13 protein-coding genes are annotated in these 18,051 nt (G+C 61.0%); 4 read left to right on the top strand and 9 right to left on the bottom strand.

Annotated elements, in window-relative coordinates:
* Positions 1 to 154: 154 nt before the first annotated feature.
* Both PMW67_RS07810 and PMW67_RS07805 read right to left on the bottom strand, forming a co-directional pair.
* Positions 155 to 583 carry a hydrogenase maturation nickel metallochaperone HypA/HybF gene (locus tag PMW67_RS07810; RefSeq protein ID WP_271739397.1) on the bottom strand — a complete coding sequence of 143 codons (429 nt, stop codon included), beginning with the start codon at positions 581 to 583 and terminating at the stop codon, positions 155 to 157.
* Between the two features lie 34 nt (positions 584 to 617).
* Complete coding sequence (locus PMW67_RS07805; protein WP_271739395.1) at positions 618 to 3,395, bottom strand: FAD-dependent oxidoreductase; 2,778 nt, start codon at positions 3,393 to 3,395, stop codon at positions 618 to 620.
* A 189-nt stretch (positions 3,396 to 3,584) separates the two neighbouring features.
* Here PMW67_RS07805 and PMW67_RS07800 point away from each other — a divergent pair, with 189 nt between their 5' ends.
* From PMW67_RS07800 to PMW67_RS07790, 3 genes are all read left to right on the top strand, one after another.
* A complete protein-coding gene (locus PMW67_RS07800) occupies positions 3,585 to 4,247 on the top strand; it encodes a TetR/AcrR family transcriptional regulator (protein WP_271739393.1) in 663 nt (220 codons plus the stop codon).
* Positions 4,248 to 4,309: 62 nt separating this feature from the next.
* A complete protein-coding gene (locus tag PMW67_RS07795) occupies positions 4,310 to 5,317 on the top strand; it encodes a DUF5692 family protein (protein WP_271739392.1) in 1,008 nt (335 codons plus the stop codon).
* Between the two features lie 238 nt (positions 5,318 to 5,555).
* Positions 5,556 to 7,058: a hypothetical protein gene (locus PMW67_RS07790; RefSeq protein WP_271739391.1), complete on the top strand. Its 1,503-nt coding sequence runs from the start codon at positions 5,556 to 5,558 to the stop codon at positions 7,056 to 7,058.
* A 73-nt stretch (positions 7,059 to 7,131) separates the two neighbouring features.
* On the opposite strand, the gene PMW67_RS07785 is transcribed toward PMW67_RS07790, so the two are convergent.
* The 4 genes from PMW67_RS07785 to PMW67_RS07770 form a co-directional block, all read right to left on the bottom strand.
* Positions 7,132 to 8,484, bottom strand: coding sequence for an ATP-binding protein (locus tag PMW67_RS07785; RefSeq protein WP_271739390.1), 1,353 nt, complete (start codon positions 8,482 to 8,484; stop codon positions 7,132 to 7,134).
* Positions 8,485 to 8,691: 207 nt separating this feature from the next.
* Positions 8,692 to 8,874, bottom strand: a complete 183-nt coding sequence (locus PMW67_RS07780; protein WP_271739388.1) for a hypothetical protein — start codon at positions 8,872 to 8,874, stop codon at positions 8,692 to 8,694.
* Between the two features lie 133 nt (positions 8,875 to 9,007).
* Positions 9,008 to 11,635 (bottom strand): ATP-dependent chaperone ClpB, encoded by a 2,628-nt coding sequence (gene clpB / locus PMW67_RS07775; RefSeq protein ID WP_271739387.1) that lies wholly within the window; start codon positions 11,633 to 11,635, stop codon positions 9,008 to 9,010.
* Positions 11,636 to 12,081: 446 nt separating this feature from the next.
* Positions 12,082 to 12,768, bottom strand: a complete 687-nt coding sequence (locus PMW67_RS07770; RefSeq protein WP_271739386.1) for a hypothetical protein — start codon at positions 12,766 to 12,768, stop codon at positions 12,082 to 12,084.
* A 219-nt stretch (positions 12,769 to 12,987) separates the two neighbouring features.
* Here PMW67_RS07770 and PMW67_RS07765 point away from each other — a divergent pair, with 219 nt between their 5' ends.
* The gene (locus PMW67_RS07765) at positions 12,988 to 13,656 is read left to right on the top strand and encodes a hypothetical protein (RefSeq protein WP_117583635.1); all 669 of its coding nucleotides are present in this window, start codon (positions 12,988 to 12,990) and stop codon (positions 13,654 to 13,656) included.
* A 264-nt stretch (positions 13,657 to 13,920) separates the two neighbouring features.
* Here the strand turns inward: PMW67_RS07765 and PMW67_RS07760 are convergent, their stop codons facing one another.
* From PMW67_RS07760 to PMW67_RS07750, 3 genes are all read right to left on the bottom strand, one after another.
* The gene (locus PMW67_RS07760; protein ID WP_117848333.1) at positions 13,921 to 16,221 is read right to left on the bottom strand and encodes a hydratase; all 2,301 of its coding nucleotides are present in this window, start codon (positions 16,219 to 16,221) and stop codon (positions 13,921 to 13,923) included.
* 286 nt (positions 16,222 to 16,507) lie between these two features.
* Positions 16,508 to 16,924: a heat shock protein transcriptional repressor HspR gene (locus tag PMW67_RS07755; protein WP_089573643.1), complete on the bottom strand. Its 417-nt coding sequence runs from the start codon at positions 16,922 to 16,924 to the stop codon at positions 16,508 to 16,510.
* Between the two features lie 72 nt (positions 16,925 to 16,996).
* Positions 16,997 to 17,962 carry a DnaJ C-terminal domain-containing protein gene (locus PMW67_RS07750; RefSeq protein WP_055285310.1) on the bottom strand — a complete coding sequence of 322 codons (966 nt, stop codon included), beginning with the start codon at positions 17,960 to 17,962 and terminating at the stop codon, positions 16,997 to 16,999.
* Positions 17,963 to 18,051: the final 89 nt, after the last annotated feature.

Genomic DNA, 18,051 nt, shown 5'->3' with positions numbered 1-18,051 from the left:
GGCAGGGACGTTCGGCCGTGCGCGGGCGCCCGGTCGGCGGCCCGTTCTGGGCGCGCCTCAATCGTAGCCCGAGACGGTCCCGGGCTGACAATTTCGACTGTAATGGACGTTCTTAAACGACTAGTCAAACAAGAACGTCCCCAACGACTAGGGGCTAGACGATGTGGAGAGGGTTAGCGGCGTCGACGGCGTCGGGGGCGTCAGAAGGGCCGCCGGGGGCAGCGTCTGCCGGGTCCTCGTCGGGGGTCTCGATCTGCTTGATCATGACCTCCTGGCCCTGCAACAGGTATGTCTCGCCGCTGCCGCAATGGGGGCAGGTCTTGCCGTGCTCGACCGTCGCGTAGTCGCAGCCGCACGCCTCGCAATGCGTCACGGCCTCGACGGGCTCCACGATAAGCTCCGAGCCCTCGGTGATAGGCTTTTTATCCGCTGCCCAGCGCCAAGCGTCGAGCAGCAAGTCGGGAACGACGCCCGAGACCTCGCCCAACAGCAACGTCACGCTCGAAACGCGACTTACGCCGTTGGCGCGAGCCACATTCTCGACATCGCGAATGATGTGATACACGATTCCGAGCTCGTGCACTTTTAATTCCTTCCGCCGTTCCCGTTATGACTACTTACTTGCGACCGAATTTGATCTTGATGGCGCGCTTGAGTGCGTACTTGCCCAGGCTGGGAAGCTTTTGCTCGTATTTGACCATCGTGGAGCACTCGGGGCGGTCGCGATCCAGGTGGATGGCATCGAAGGCGCACTTGGTGGTGCACAGGCCGCAGCCGATGCACTTGTTGGGGTCGACGATCGAGACGCCGCAGCCCAGGCAGCGGGCGGTCTCGGCGCGCACCTGTTCCTCGGTAAAGGTCTCGACGTACTCGCTAAACGGCGCGGCCTTCTCGCGCTCGCGGTCCACGTGGGCAACCTCGCGGCTCGCGTTGTCATAGCTCTCAATCACAACATCGTCGCGGTCGAGCGCGGTGTAGCGGCGCTGGTTGCGGCCGATGGTGAGCGTGGAGCCCGGCTGCACAAAGCGATGGATGGACACAGCGGCCTCGTGACCGGCGGCGATGGCGTCGATGGCAAAGCTGGGGCCGGTGTAGACGTCGCCGCCCACAAAGATGTCGGGCTCAGCGGTCTGGTACGTCTGCGGATCGGCAAGGGCACCCTGGCCGCGGCCAAGCTCCACCTTGGAGCCAGCCAGCAGGTCGCCCCACACAATGGACTGGCCAATCGACATGACGACGCGGTCGGCATCGACACGACGCAGGTCGTTCTCGTCGTACTCGGGCGCAAAACGGCCCTCGTCGTCAAAGACGCGCGTGCAGCGCTTGAAGGTGATGCCGCACACACGACCGGTCTCGTCCAGGTGAACCTCCTTGGGACCCCAGCCGCAGCTGATGTGAGCACCATCCTCGATGGCCTCGCGACGCTCCTCCTCGCTGGCGGGCATCTGAGCCTCGCTCTCCAGGCAGAACATCTCAACATGCTCGGAGCCCAGACGGCAGGCGTTGCGCGCGACATCGATGGCCACGTTGCCGCCGCCCACCACGATGGTGCGGCCGGGCAGCGCGTTGATCTTGCCACTGTTGACCTCGCGCAAAAAGTCGACAGCCACCGTCACATCCTCGGCATCCTCGCCCGGAATGCCGGCAAGGCGTCCGCCCTGGCAGCCGATGGCAACATAGAAGGCCTTAAAGCCCTGCTCGCGCAGCTCGTCGAGCGTCACATCGCGGCCGACCTCCACGCCATAGCGGAACTCGGCACCCATCAGGCGAATAACCTCGACCTCGGCCTCGATAACGTCCTTTTCCAGCTTAAAGCTGGGAATACCGTAGGTGAGCATGCCACCAGGGCGCTCGTTCTTCTCGAACACGACGGGCTTATAGCCCTTCTCGGCCAGATAGAAGGCACAGGACAGGCCGGCCGGACCGGCACCGATGATGGCGATCTTCTGGTCGAAGCCGCCGGCGCGCGTCGGCGTCACCACAGGCGGGACATAGCGGGTCGCGGCATCCAGATCGCTCTGGGCGATAAACTTCTTGACTTCGTCGATAGCCACGGCGGCGTCCACACGGCCGCGGGTGCAAGCATCCTCACAGCGGCGGTTGCACACACGGCCGCAGATAGCGGGCAGCGGGTTCTCGCGCTTAATGAGTGCTAGGGCCTCGTCATAGCGACCCTGAGCCGCGAGCTTCAAATAGCCCTGAACGGCAACATGCGCGGGGCAGGCCGTCTTGCAGGGAGCGGTGCCGGACTCATGCGTCTCGATGCGGTTGTCGTTGCGGTAGTTGGGCGACCACTTGGTGTGGTCCCACTTGGTGGCATCGGGCAGCTCCTGACGCGGATACTCGGGCACCTGTCCGCCGGCCTTTTTGCTGCAGAGCTTCTGGCCGAGCTTGGCTGCACCAGCCGGGCACACCTCAACGCAGCGACCGCAGGCCACGCACTTGTCCTTCTCGACCTTGGCGACATAGGCCGAGCGCGACAGGTTGGGTGTGTTGAACAGCTGCGAGGTGCGCAGGGCGTAGCACACGTTAACGTTGCAGTTGCAGATGGCGAAAATCTTGTTCTCGCCGTCAATGTTGGTGATCTGGTGCACAAAGCCGTTGTCCTCGGCCTGGCGCAAGATGTCGTAAACCTCATCGCGGGTCACGTAATGGCCACGATCGGTCTCGACCACGTAGTCGGCCATATCGCCCACGGCGATGCACCAATCTGCCGGGTCGTCGGCGCAGCCCTCACCCATCACGCGACGGCTCGCGCGGCAGCTGCAGGTGCTAGCGGCATACTTACCTTCGTATTTGTCGAGCCAATGCTCGATATGCTCGATCGGCACCGAGGTGCTCGCGGCATCGATGGCCTTCTCGACCGGAATGACATGCATGCCGATGCCGGCACCGCCGGGCGACACCATCGGCGTGGCCTTGGACAGCGGTCCCTTGGACGCCTGCTCAAAGAACTTGGCATAGACCGGATGCTCCTCGAGCTGGCTCACGCGCATGTTGAGGAACTCGGCGGAACCCGGCACCAGCATGGGCAGCACCCACTGCTTGGCGCGCTCGGGGTTTTCCCAGTTGTACTCGAGCAGACCCGTGTAGCTCATGTCGTCGAGCATTTTTTCGATATCGGCCTCGGGCATGCCGGTGAGCTTGACCATCTCGGGCAGCGTATAGGGACGGCGCATCTTCATCTTGCAGAGCACTTCGGCCTGCTCGTCGGTTGCGGCCTCGGCAAACGACCAGTACTCGTAGCCCAGCAGCTCGTCGCGATGCAGCAGACGGTTGGTGCAGTGCTCGCACAGCTTGACGATTGCCTCGCGCGGATGCTCCGGCAGCGGCGGCACGAACTCCGAACCGATGTCGGGCTCGGTGTAGCTAATTCCCGGTCCGTTGAGAATCATGGTTGTCCCTTCTCTTGCCACAGCCCGGCGAGGCCGCGGCACCCCTCTTTTTTTGCAGGCCGGGCATGCCCCCATGCCGTTCACCCGCCATTGTTGACATTGTGTCAAAAACAGTATTGACGAACCGTCAACAATATTCAAGACTGTTAGGCGAACGGTCGGGCCCAAACGGATGAAAGGCGGCAAAACATGGGCAACAACACAGCAGATACCTCTGTGGCCGACGCCGTCCCCGCACCCGATAGCGCGGCCAAGCGTCTGACGGGCGACGAACGCCGTCGCGAGATCCTCGATGCCGTGCGCACCGTAAGCTCCGAGCTGGGCGTTTCCCACCTATCGGTATCGGCCGTGACCAAACGCGCCGGCTGCACGCGCTCGCTGTTCTACCACTACTTTGCCGACATGGACGCCGCCGTCACCGCCGTCATGGACGAGGCAATCGACGGCTTTATCGCCGAGCTCGAGCAGTGGAATGCCAGCCGCATCGCCGGTGATATCGAGGGCGCACTCGACACCATTGCCCCGCTCTTTAAGCGCCTGGTCGCCAGCGGCCACGAGCTGCCGAGTACGCTCACCTCGAGCAGTGGCGCGCTCTACGGCGGCTTTTTGCATAACGTGGTCCAGCGCGTGGCGCAGTATATCTGCGACACCACCGTGGTGGATTTTGTCGCCCATCATGAGCTACGCATCGACCATGTCTACGAGACGTTCTACACCCTCATCATGGGACTGTTGATGTATATCCGCACGCACCCCGATGTGCCCGACGAGACGGTCAAGGAGATTATCGCCTCGACGCTCCACATCGAGGGCTACACCGCCAAGTATCCCGAGCGCAAGCCCAGGAACTGACGACATTTTGCCAAACTGCCCGCGACGGAAGAGGGGACGCGGGCGCATGAAAGGAGAGCAGCATGCTGTTCGATGTTTGGGGTAGCGATACCCTTATCCACTGGGTCGGCTGGGCGATGGTCTTTATCGGCCTGATCGTGCTCAACGAGGTCGGCCGCCGCACCAAGCTGGGCGCGGCAATCATCTTTGGCGTAGCTCCGCTTGCCATGACCATCTACTGCGTCGCCATCGCCATCGGCGTCTCACAGGGCGCCGAGCGGGCGCTCACCAACCCCACCCATGTGTACCAGAACAGCTGGTTCCACTACGCCAAGGTATACGCGGCGCTGGCCGGTTGCTGGGGCTTCATTGCCATTAAGTATCAGTGGGGCAAGATCGGCAAGGCGCATTGGTTCCGCGCGTGGCCGTTTGTGATCGTTGCCATCAACATCATGATCGCCGTCGTATCCGACTTCGAGAGCGCCTATCGCTTCTTTGTCCTGGGCGAGTCCACCTGGGTCACCTCCGAGGGCGCCACGCAGCTTGCCGGCTGGAACAACGTGTTCAACGGCATCGCCGGTATCATCAACATCTTCTGCATGACCGGTTGGTGGAGCGTCTACGCCTCCGAGGATCAGACCGACATGCTGTGGCCCGACATGACCTGGGTCTACATCATCGCCTACGACATCTGGAACTTCTGCTACACCTACAACTGCCTGCCCACCCACTCCTGGTTCTGCGGCTTTGCGCTGCTGCTGGCGCCCACCGTCGCCGCCTTTATCTGGAACAAGGGCGGCTGGATCCAGAACCGCGCCTTTACGCTGGCTATTTGGTGCATGTTTGCCCAGGTGTTCCCCTACTTCCAGGAGGAGTCCATCTTTGTGACCCACTCCACGCTCGACCCCGGCGCCGCCACCGCGGTCTCGATCGCCGCATTGGTCGCCAACGTCGCCGCAATCATCTACATCGCCTACCGCGCCAAGAAGCTCGGCCGCAATCCCTACAAGCAGGATGTCTTTGAGGGCACCAGCGATTGGGAGAAGGCCACCGCTCGCCGCGCCAAGGTTGATTACGCGCACGCCGAGTAACATGTTGGCCGCTGTTGGCACTTGGGCATAGGCCCGCTCACTCGGCCTTTCAATCCAATGTCTCGCAGAGCCCCCGAAAAGCGTTTCGCTCGCTTTCCGGGGGCTTTTTGTCGTTGCGCCTCTATTCATCTATTCAAAAACACGCGCATATATAAAATCGGATTTCAAATCATGCGGCGGCTCTATGGAGCCCCGTTTTTGGATACAGTGTTGTCTCGATATTGAGCTTGGGGGATATATGAAAGATGAGACGACGGGCCAAGAGGATGCGGCCCAAGATGCAGAAGCATGCGCCGAGGCCCTGGAGAGCCTAGACCAGATCGCGCTGGCCGAGATTGCGTTTGACGATTCGAGCGTTGATGTGCAGGATGAGTCGGAAATCGAGGCGCAGCCCGATGATCAGGATGCAAAAGACGATGGCGCCGCGCCCACCGAAGATGAGGCTGGGCACGAGGAATCCGAATGCGGGGCCGACGACCAGCCCGAATCCGACACGAGCGAGGAAACCATCTTGCTCGACAGCTTGCCGGCCGAAGATTCGCTGACCCGCGAGCTCCCTGGCTTAGGCTCCGCGCCTGCCGTGGACGAGACCATCGCCATGGGCGATATTCCCCTGCCGTCCGTTCCCTCGGCACATGAGGCCGAGGCCCGTCACCGCAAGATGTCGCCCAAGCGCCGCAATCTGATGGTCGCCGGCGCTGTGGTCGTTGCGCTCGTCGCCGGCGGCGCAGGCTACGCAGCCTGGAACGGATACCGGCAAGAGCAGGCTGCCATCGCCGCCGCCAATGCCCACACGATGATGTCGGTGCAGATTGGTGTACATGCCGCGGGGCTCGACTGTTCCACCGGCTCCAAGATTCCCGTACAGGTGAGTGGCCAGGATTCTGACGGATCCTCCGTGAGCGAAACACTCTATATTGACGAGCACGGCCGTGGCATCAAACTGCTACCCGGTGACTACACGCTCTCCATTGCCGCCTCCCCCATCGCGTCCGACGGCACCGTCTATACCGTGCCGACCACCAAGGCACAGGTCACGATCAAGAGCGACGGACAGGACCTAAGCAGCCAGGCCGCCTTTAAGCTCAAGGTGCCTTCGGCCGACACGGTAACCGACGACCAGATCGATGCCGCCGCCAAATATGCCGAGGAGGGAGGCGCGAGCTCCGCCGCCACCGCCAAGGTGCTCCAGCAGGTGGCAACCGCGCGGCGCGACGCCGCCGTCAATGCCGTGAGCGCGCAAAAGGCACAGGCAGCCCGTGATGCCGACGCCCGTCACAAGGCAACCGACCTCTACCAGCTCGATATCCCCGTCGAATGGTACGGCAAGGTCGAGACTTGGCAAAATGGCAGCACGCTATGCATCTATCTTGCCGGCGACAGCGATACGCCGATTGTGACGCTCGTCGCAGTGCGCGAGGGCGAGAGCTTTACGCCCGATGAGGGCGATACGGTTTTGGGTGCGGCCAACCTAGGCAACGGTTATACCGTCTACGCCAGCGGCCCCGTCTATCCGTACGTGGTGCCCCAGACCATCAACGGACGGACGCAGAATCCCGTGTCGACCTACCCCATGGACTCGGCCATTGAGCTTGTCGAGCTCACGACCGGCAACCGCTACACCTATAGCCAGATCAAGAACGTACTGGTCGGCAAAGACGGCAAGGCCGACGCCGCGACCAAACTCGAGACCGACTACCTCGCCCAGATTCTCCTGCCGAGCATCAAGGCCCAGGACTAGCCGGGCGCATCATGGTGCTCCCCAACCGTGATGAAGGGGCCAGGAGGTCCTGGCCTCGCAAATCCATAGACGATTAGGAAAGGAGCCACTTCCATGCGGGCACAGCATGTACCACGCCGTGTTTGCATGGAATATCGGCCTGCTCATCCATGGTAACGATTGCCGACTCGCCAAGATCAAACTGGGCCATCGCGGCATCGAGCGCGGCGATTTCGCGCTCGCGCGTTTTCTCGCTTGTCATATCCACACTTACCTGAATCAGGCCGTAAGCCTGCATGAGCAGTGTATCCCCAGCCACAAAGTCCACCTCATGGCTTTTATTCTTATCTTTAATCAGCAGGCGGCAAACCGAACCGGGCCGCACGGCGGGGGTCCTTCTTCTGAGCGCATTGAACACCGCGGTCTCGAGCCTCTGACCCTGATCCAGTGCCGATGCGGGGGAGAACGCTCCGAACATCGCAGGATCGACGGCGTAGACCTTAGACGCAGACCGCGTATTACTTGCAAGCGAACGCGTGAATTCCGGCACCGAAAACAGCAGGTAGGCGTCCTCGTAATACTCAAGTAAGTCGCTGAGCGTATTTCGACTGACGGATATCTGTCTGCTCTTGAACTCGTTGTACACTTTGTTCACTGACAGCTCTCGTCCCGAAGATGCCATGCACCGCGCCAGAAACAGCGAGGCCAAACGGGGGTTCTTGACGTCGTAACGTTCAACGACGTCCATGGCGACCGTTCGCGACGCATATTCCTGTAGCAGCTGAATCGCGTCTGCGGGCGTCTGCTCAAATGTCGCGATGAATCCCCCTCGCTCGAGATATCCGACCAGATGGTGTCTGAGCAACGCTGCATCGCTCGAGGAGAAGGGCGCGTTCGACTCAGGAACGCCCCCCGTCTTATATCGGACGTATTCCGAAAAACTCAACGGAAAAAGCTCTCGCACAAGAGAACGGCCCCTGAACTCGCTCTTAAGTTCTGAGGACAGCATCTTAGAAGAAGATCCCGTCACGTAAACGGTCGCCTTCTCCGTATCGACCACGCGTCGCAGAAACGCACCCCATTCGGGTATTTCCTGGATCTCGTCAAAGAAAAGGTAGGCGCCCTCGCCTCGAGCAGCAGGATATAGTGCATAGAATGTATCGAGCACGTCCGCTAGTAGCGATGGCTCATACGGACGCAAGCGCTCATCCTCAAAATTGAAATATAGCATCCGGTCAAGCTCGACGCCTTGGCCCTGAAGCCGCCGCATCTCCTGATACAGGCGATACGTCTTTCCACAACGACGGGCGCCCACAATCACATATACGATGTTGTCGCGCTTTGGCTCCTGCGGGTTGCCCAGATCAAGGTCGCGCTCAAAGACCTGCGGAATCCCCTGTTGCTCAAAGTCCTTTATTTTTTGAGCCACCAAGTCGTTGAATGCCATAATTCTCCAATCTTGCTCTCCTGCTAATCAAGATTATAACGATTCTTGATTAGCAGGAGAGCAAGATTATGCGTATCTTGATTAATGGATAAGCAAGTTTTCTATTAGTGGCCCCTCCCGGAGGATATCGAGCGGCCGAGGGGGGCAGGCATGAACGCCTCTAGCCGAAAACAAAGTAGCTAAAAAGCTCCGTCCCAAATGAGCTACTTAACGCCAGGGGTCGGCTTCGAAGAGGGGCTCGCGCTCGGGGCGACGATCGCTATAAGGATCGTAGCCGTCGTCATCCTCATTCTCGGCACGGATGTAGGGGTCGCGCGGCTTGGGTGCAGGCTTGGGTGCGGCCGGCGCGGCGTTGGCGACCGGCGCATTCGTCTTGTTCTTGTCTATCATCTGCATATCTCCTTGCCATGCAATCGTGTTCAACATTATCGATTGTCGCACGAAAAAGGGCGGCGGACCCCATTGGATCCGCCGCCCTTGGCGTTCGGCTCAAAAGGCAGATTGTAAGGCATGCGCCAAAAACCTACTGCGCGTCGGGGACCTCGTAGGCAGCAGACGGCGTATTGTCGCACACGACGGTAAAGCCGCCGTCCTTGTCGACATCGACTGTCACCTGATCGCCCTCGCGCACCGTGCCGTCGATGATAGCGGCGGCGATGGCGTCCACGACCTCGCGCTGGACCAGGCGCTTGAGCGGACGGGCACCGAACACGGGGTCCAGGCCGCCCACGGCGAGCATCTGCTTGGCCGCCGGGGTGATGGCAAGCGTCATGCGCTCCTTAGCCAGGCGTGCGCGGACGTCGGCAAGCTGGATGTCGACGATCTTCTCGATCTGCGCCATGCCGAGCGGATGGAACACCACGATATCGTCGATACGGTTGAGGAACTCGGGGCGGAAGGTCTGAGCCATGGCGGCGTCGACCTGATGGCGCATCTCCTCCTCGTCCTTACCGGACAGATCGGCGATGGCCTTGGAGCCCACGTTGGACGTCATGATGATAATCGTGTTCTTGAAGGACACTTGGCGACCCTGACCGTCGGTCAAACGGCCGTCGTCGAGCACCTGCAGCAGCACGTTAAAGACATCCGGATGAGCCTTCTCCATCTCGTCGAGCAAGATCACGGAGTAGGGACGACGGCGCACGGCCTCGGTGAGCTGGCCGCCCTCGTCATAGCCCACGTATCCCGGGGGCGCACCGATCAGACGCTGGACGCTGAACTTCTCCATATACTCGGACATGTCGATACGCACGAGCGCGCGCTCGTCATCGAACAGGCACTCGGCCAGCGCCTTGGCGAGCTCGGTCTTGCCTACGCCGGTGGGGCCCAGGAAGAAGAAGCTGCCGATGGGCTTGTCTGGGTCGGAGAGACCCGCACGGCTGCGACGCACGGCCGCGGCTACAGCGGAGACGGCCTCGTCCTGACCGATAACGCGCTTATGCAGCTCGCCCTCCAAGCCCTTCAACTTGTCGAGCTCGCCCTGCATCATCTTGGACACGGGCACACCGGTCCAGGCGCTCACGACCTCAGCGATCTCATCGGAGGTCACCTGTTCGTTGAGGCCCTCGCCGTCCTGCTGCTTTTGCGCCTCGAGCGCAGCCTCGGAATCCTGAATCTGCTGCTGCAGACCCGGAATCACAGAATAGCGAAGCTCGGACGCACGGCCCAGATCGCCGTTGCGCGTCGCGCGCTCCTCTTCGCTCTTGGCCTCGTCAAGCTGGCCCTTAAGCTCCTGCACGTGGTCGATGGCGTTCTTTTGGTTGAGCCAGCCGGCCTTTTGCACGTTGAGCTTTTCCTGAACCTCGGCAATCTCCTGGCGCAGGGCTTCCAGACGCTCCTTGGAGGCGTCATCAGTCTCCTTCATGAGCGCCTGCTCCTCGATCTGCAGCTGGGTGAGCTGACGCGTGGTGGCGTCGATCTCGACCGGCATGCTGTCGAGCTCCATGCGCAGGCGGCTTGCGGCCTCATCGACCAGGTCGATGGCCTTGTCGGGCAGGAAGCGGTCAGCGATGTAGCGATCGGAGAGGTCGGCGGCGGCCACGAGCGCGCTATCGGTGATATGCACGCCGTGGAAGATCTCGTACTTCTCCTTGAGGCCACGCAGAATCGAGATGGTGTCCTCGACGGTAGGCTCGCTCACCATTACGGTCTGGAAACGACGGGCGAGCGCCGCATCCTTCTCGATGTACTTGCGGTATTCGTCAAGCGTAGTCGCGCCGATCGCGTGCAGGTCGCCACGAGCGAGCGCCGGTTTGAGGATGTTGCCGGCGTCCATGGAGCCCTCGGTGGCACCCGCGCCCACGATGGTATGGAGCTCATCGATGAACAGGATGACCTTGCCTTCGGACTTTTGCACTTCCTTGAGCACGGCCTTCAAGCGGTCCTCGAACTCGCCGCGGTACTTGGCGCCGGCGACCAGCGCGCTCATGTCGAGCTCGATAAGGTCGCGGTCGCGCAGGGTGCTTGGCACGTCGCCGGCCACGATACGCTGGGCGATGCCCTCGACGATGGCCGTCTTGCCGACGCCCGGCTCGCCGATGAGCACGGGGTTGTTCTTGGTGCGGCGGGACAGGACCTGGATGGTACGACGAATCTCGTCGGTACGGCCGATGACCGGGTCGAGCTTGCCGGCGCGGGCAAGGTCGCAGATATTGCGGCCGTACTGCTCCAGCGCCTCAAACTGGGTCTTGTCCTCGGCAGACGTCACGCGGTCGTCGCCGCGCAGCTCCTCGTAGACCTGCTCGATGCGCTCCTTGGTGACGCCGGCGTCACGCAGTACACGACCAGCCTCGCCCTTGTCCTCGGCAAGCGCCATCAGCAGATGCTCGGTCACCACAAAGCTGTCGCCCATCTTGGTGGCCTTCTTCTCGGCCTTCTCGATGACGCGGACGAGCTCATTGGACAGGCCCATCTGCTGACCCTCGCCCGAAACCTTGGGCGCGCGGTCGATGGCATCTTGTGTGGAGCGTGCAAGCTGGGCCGGATCGGCGCCGATGCGCTCGATGATCACGGAGATATTGCGCTCGCCGGCACCAAGCAGGGCGGACAGCAGGTGAATCGGCTCCACCGCGCCGGCCTGCGCGTCGGCAGCCGTGCTCATGGCGGTCTGCAGCGCCTCGCGCGACGTCATTGCTAGCTTATCGATTCTCATGGAATCACCTCTCTTGGGGCGGCCGCCCTACGGGGCGGCTTCACGTTGTTCGAGAAGTATTGTTGCCAGCTTTGCGCGATCTTATACACAAATCTAAGTCTCTATATATAAGATTTTCTGAGTGATTGATGGATAGGGTACTGAGATGTCAGCCCGCCGCTGCCCAGGCGCACTACCGTCTCGATCTGTAACATCTAGCAGCCATTTTTGATCCTAGATGTTACGGATCAAGATGAAATGACCAGCGGCAACCGTTTGTCTCAATCTGTAACATCTACTCGGCAAATTAGGGTCTAACTGTTACAGATCGAGACAAGCCACGAAGGCTCATCTGAAAATCTAAATCTGTAACAGCAGGCTTACTTCCAACAGCCCAGATGTTACAGATCGAGACAAACCGAGAACTACTACAAAGGGGACGGGTACCTTTGTGGTGGTCGCGGTCTCTACTCCTTCGCCGAACCCGTACTTCCCGATTCGACGGTCCAGGGCATCTCATCCTCGAACAGCCATGTACGGGCAGACCCACTATCGCGTGCAGTCTGCGGGTCAGGCAAGCAGGTCTGTTTATAGGCATCTTGGATACACTGACCCATAAAATCGTTGAGCTCGGTCTGGTCGCCCTCCATGACATAGGCGACATCGCCGTCCATGATGTAGATGCCCGGACCCTCATTGCCCTCGTAGCCCGGATCGTACGAGACATCACATAACTTTGCGCCGTTTGCAGTGTCCAGCTCGATGGACGAGTGGCATCCGCCAACCATGTCGTTCGCTTTTGCCCGATAGGACGCATATCCGTACCAACGCTTAAATGTTTTGCCCTTGAGTAGCTCGGACGCCCTATCGATCAGGCTTGTATCCGTGGTATAGCGCATGGCCCCAAGCTGAATACGCGGATAATTGCTAATACCCCGCACAGCCGGCTGCTCATCAAAATCAACGGTAATGGTCTCGGGCTTGTCGTCGCCGGTCAGAAGTTCGACAGATTGAGTCACAGGCTTGACCACCGGCTCCGTCACCGCAGCAGGTAGAAATGCCATACCGACAGCGCCCGCGCCAACCACAGCGATCGCAAGCGCCAAGACAATCAATCCAATACGGGCAGAACGGCTCACGGCAAAACACCCCACAATGCAAACCTTCGCCACCTGCACTAATGATACCGCCAGCTAACACTATTACCAAAAGAAGCCGCGCGCTCCTCACCACCACAAAGGGGACAGGCACCTTTGTGGTGGTTTTCGACGCTAACGGTCGACCATCTCGCGCAATGAGATTAAACTTGAATTGCTCTCTGAACATATCCATTTCTGCCTATCCTCAACAGATCTTTGTCTCGAGGAGCGCATATGAAGCCGCCTCATTCCACCGGTCGCAACGTCATCGCCATTCTCGCCATACCCATCGTGATGCTCTTCCTTATCGTCATCACGCCCTTTTCCCTTGGTATCACCTCGCCCTTCGATTTATGCGGAATGGTCGACGCCGGCTCGCGTGCCACCTCGCTCTCCTTTATCTGTCGCGGCGTGTTTTACGAAGATGGAATTCCCACCGGAAGTTGGCAGTCAAAGTTGCCACTGCTCGGTCAGATCGACGGATGCTCCCCCTATTTCTGCCTTGGACCTCAGACGCTAAACTATCTAATCGACGACCAGCCACTCGACTTCATCACCCTCGCCTACGACTACGCACCAAACACCGATGAGCGTCACATGAACCAAGTCCTCGACAAGATGCTTGGACAGTGCGGGCTCACCGAGGAGGCCGGTCGAACCATCTATAGCAACCAGAAATTAAAGCGAACAGAACTCCGCCGTGTCGGAAAAATCAAAGGGCGAAACGGGGCCGCCTACTGGGATGCCTGGGCAACACGCGACAAGGGCGAATTCGGACACAGCACCTATATGGTCACTGTCTACACCAAAGACGGAATTAAGGACAATGTTGACGATTTCGCGTCATCCAAACTCGGCATCCCCAAAACAACCAAACCCGCCAGCCCAGATGAAATTCTGTAGAGCCGCCCATTAACATGCCGCTCAACGATCACAACAGCATCGAGCTCGTCCCCACCACCACAAAGGTGCCTGCCCCCTTTGTGGTGGTTTTCAACAAAAAGAAGCCGCCCCGATAACAGAGGCGGCATCAAGCAAGTCTATTCATTAGCGTCCCTCAAGACCCAACGAGAACGTCGCAGTAGCCCCAGCCACACCTTTCCCTCGGGCGACCCTCGCGAAGCGCGTGAGCACGAGGGAAAGGTGTGTCCGGGGCGTACAGCAGAGTTACTCGGCAGCGGCCTTGAACTTGTTGTAGTTGATCAGGCAGCCGGCCTTGACGATGGCACGCTCTTCGGCCGTCATATCGGCAATATAGAGCTCAATCTGCTCGACCGCACCATCGGCGCGCACCACGTAGGCGGCGATGTCCTTCAGGTCGCCATCGAGCGCGGCACGGATACCCGGCACAAAGACGTAATCGCCCACCTCAAAGTTGGGCTCGGCCTCCATCTGGAAGGGCACCATGCCCCAGTTCATCACGTTGGAGCGATAGCGCTTGGTGGCGTACTCGTGGACGATGTTGGCCAGGCCGCCAATTACGCGCTGGCAGCTCGCGGCCTGCTCGCGGGCGCTGCCGTCGCCAGGCTTCTTGGCGTAAATCATGGAACCGAACTCGGTCGCCTTGGCATCGGCCGCGACACCCGCGCCGGCCAGCGCCTCAAACACACCGGCAAGCTCGGCATCGAACGCCGCCAGGTCGCCCGCGGACTCGCCGGCAACGCGACGCTTCTCCACAGCGTCGACCTCCTTGGAGCGACCCACGTAGGCCGGGTCGCGGCGGCTCAGCGTAAACTCAGCCAGGCCCAGCGGGTTGGAGCGGAAGGAGCTCGTCTCGCCCGAGGGAATGAGCTCGTCGGTCGTGGTGACCGGGTCCATGATCTTGGAGCAAACCTTGAGCAGGATGTCGTCGCCGAGCGGCTCCATCGCGGGCCACGGCTTGATGTTGGGGCCTTCGACCAGCTCGTCGGCAGGCTCCGCCTTGCCAAAGCCCCAGTACACGCGCTTCTTGTACGGCGCGTCGTCAAAGGTGTACTCGCAGGCCTCGTCCCAAGTGTCCTCGGGCAGGTCGGTCGCCGGCGTCAGGACGCCGCCGTTGGCAGCCGTTGCCGCAATGGAGCGGGCGTCCATCAGGGCCACGGCGCTCAGCTGGCCATTACCCGGCTTGGAACCCTCGCGGTTGGGGAAGTTGCGCGTGGTGTGACGGATCGAAAGGCCGTTGTTGGCGGGCGTGTCGCCGGCGCCGAAGCACGGGCCGCAGAATGCCGTGCGCACGATTGCGCCGGCCTCCATGAGGTCGTAGATGTAGCCGCGGCGTGTAAGTTCGAGCGCCACGGGCTGGCTCGTGGGATAGACCGACAGCGAGAACTCGCCGCAGCCGGTATTGGCGCCCTTGAGCACGCGGGCAGCCTGGACCACGGAGTCATAGTTGCCGCCCGAGCAGCCGGCGATAACGCCCTGCTGCACGTGCAGCTTGCCGTCGACGATCTTGTCGAGCAGGCTAAAGTGCGTCTTGCCCTCGCCGATCTTGGCGGCCTCGAGCTCCACCTCGTGCAGGATGTCCTCGAGGTTCTCGTTGAGCTCGTCGATCTCAAAGCCGTTGGAAGGATGGAACGGCAGTGCGATCATGGGCTTGATGCTCGACAGGTCGACCTCGACGCAACCGTCGTAGTAGGCGACATCGGCGGGCTTGAGCTCGCGATAGTCGTCGCCGCGGCCGTGCATGGTCAAAAACGCGTGCGTGTCCTCGTCGGTGGCCCAGATGCTCGACAGGCAGGTGGTCTCGGTGGTCATGACGTCAACGCCGTTGCGGTAGTCGGTCGTCATGCTCGCGATGCCCGGGCCCACAAACTCCATGACATTGTTCTTGACGTAGCCCTTGGCAAAGACGGCGCGAATGATGGCGAGCGCCACGTCGTGCGGGCCGACGCCGGGGCGCGGGGCGCCCGTGAGGTAGATGGCCACGACGCCGGGATAGGCGACATCGTAGGTGTCGCGCAGCAGCTGCTTTGCCAACTCGCCGCCGCCCTCGCCCACGGCTATGGTACCCAGGGCACCATAGCGGGTGTGCGAGTCGGAACCCAGGATCATCTTGCCGCAACCGGCGAAGTTCTCGCGCATAAAGGAGTGGATGACGGCGATGTGCGGCGGAACGAAGATGCCGCCGTACTTCTTGGCTGCGGAAAGGCCAAAGACGTGGTCGTCCTCATTGATGGTGCCGCCCACGGCGCACAGCGAGTTATGGCAGTTGGTGAGCACGTAAGGCAGCGGGAACTGCTCCATGCCCGAAGCGCGCGCCGTCTGGATGATGCCGACAAAGGTGATGTCGTGGCTCGCCATGGCATCGAAGCGAATCTTGAGTGCCTCGGGGTCGCCCGACGTATTGTGTGCCTGGAGGATCGAATACGCGATGGTGCCGCGCTTGGCATCCTCGGGCGCCTGCGTAATGCCACGCTCAGCAGCCTCGGCCACAGGCACAACCTCGCTACCGCCGCGCAGGTAGATGCCGTCCTCGTACAGCTTGACCATACTGTCTCCCACTCTGCCCAAAAGATTTGGGCGCATAGCATACATTCGTTCAATATCGTGCCATAGAACGGTTGCCAGCGGGTTACGAATCTGTACGTTCACTTTATCTCAGTAAAGCAAAGAACGAGTTGGGTGCCGGGGGCAGACTTAGACGCCGAAATGACGAGAGTGGATAATCTCCCACTTTGAGCCTGCAAACAGGCCAAAAACGGGAGATTATCCACTCTCATTCTGCGGGCACTCATTTAAGTCTGTCCCCGATGAGTGCCCGGCAGCGTCGGCGGAGCTATAGGTCGCTACCCGTACCTAGCAGCTTGCGCATGACTTGCTCGGGGTTGACCGAGCCATCGCGCGGGGCCAGGGCGGTGATCTTCTTCTGCATCTTGTACTCGTGCAGCTCATCCTCGAGCTGGCGCACGCGAGCGCGGAGCTTCTCGTTCTCGCGCTCGCGCTCCTCGGCACGCTCCTTCATATCGAGAATGCGCACCACGCCGGCAAGGTTGATACCCTCGTCAGTCAGCTGGTTGATGAGCTCCAGACGCTCGATATCGGCACGCGAATACAGGCGTGTGTTACCGCCCGAGCGCTGGGGGTTCACCAGGCCCTTAGACTCGTAGACGCGCAGAGTCTGCGGATGCATGCCGGTCAGCTCGGCCGCCACGCTGATCATGTACAGCGGTTTGTTCCTATTGTCCTCGGCCATGCTACCTGACCCCTTTCCGTCTCGTTATCGTCCATCATAAGCCCGCGGGCGCGGGCGCGCGCCGCGACCGCCCTAGTACGTCGCCTTGTAACGGTTGACCTTCTCGCGATAGTCGCGCGTGTCGGCCTCGCGCAGCTTGGTCATGGCATCGCGCTCGTCATCGGATAGGTTCGTGGGGACCTGCACCTTGATCTCGACGAGCAGCGCGCCTGTGCGGCCACGGTGCTTAACGTCGGGCGCACCCATCTCCTTAAAGCGGAACTTCTTGCCCGTCTGGGTGCCAGCGGGCACCTTCAGACGAACCGTCGCGCCGCCGGGCGTGGGCACATCCACCGTGCAGCCGAGCGCCGCCTCGTAGACCGAGACCGGTACCTCCATGGTCACGTCGGCGCCTTTGCGCTTGAACAGCGGGTGCTCCTCCACATGCGTGGTCACGACCAGGTCGCCGCGCTCGCCACCCGCAACGCCATACTCGCCGCGACGCTTGTAGCGTAGCTTGCCGCCATCGACCGCGCCCGCGGGCACCGAGACCGTGATGGTCTGCTGCTCGCCTGTCGAGGGAATGCGATAGGTGACCTTGTGCGTCACGCCGCGAAACGCGTCCTCGGCCGTCACATCGACGGTCAGCGATAGGTCGCCGCCCTTGCGAGCGCGGCTGCGACCCGCGCCGGCACCGGCAGCGCCCGCAGCCCCGGCAAAGCCCGAGCCCCAATCGCTACCCCAGGCGCCATTGCCGCTGAAGATGCTGTCGAAGATATCGCCCCAGCCGCTGGCGCCCGCGCCGGCACCGTAGCCGCCGCCATACGCGCCGCCCGCGCCCGGCATGCCGCCGAACATGAGCATCTGGTCGTACTCTTTGCGCTTCTTCTCGTCCGAAAGCGTCTCGTAGGCCTCGCTGATCTCCTTAAACTTGGCCTCGTCGCCGCCGGCATCGGGGTGATATTTTTGCGCGAGCTTGCGAAACGCGCTCTTGATCTCTTTGTCGGAGGCGCTCTTGGATACGCCCAGGATGTCATAGAAGGTTTTGCCTGCAGCCATCGTAGCTCCTCTCCTGTTTCATCCGCCGCCCAGCAGACGGCGGCTCATGCTTTCATATGGCACTTGGCCAGAAAGGGCCCCGGGTGTTG

Source organism: Collinsella aerofaciens (assembly GCF_028209395.1).
In the GTDB taxonomy this organism is placed as follows: Bacteria; Actinomycetota; Coriobacteriia; order Coriobacteriales; family Coriobacteriaceae; genus Collinsella; species Collinsella aerofaciens_AZ.
Note: the sequence above shows the minus strand (reverse complement) of the source record. Positions and strands in the feature narration are given on the sequence as shown.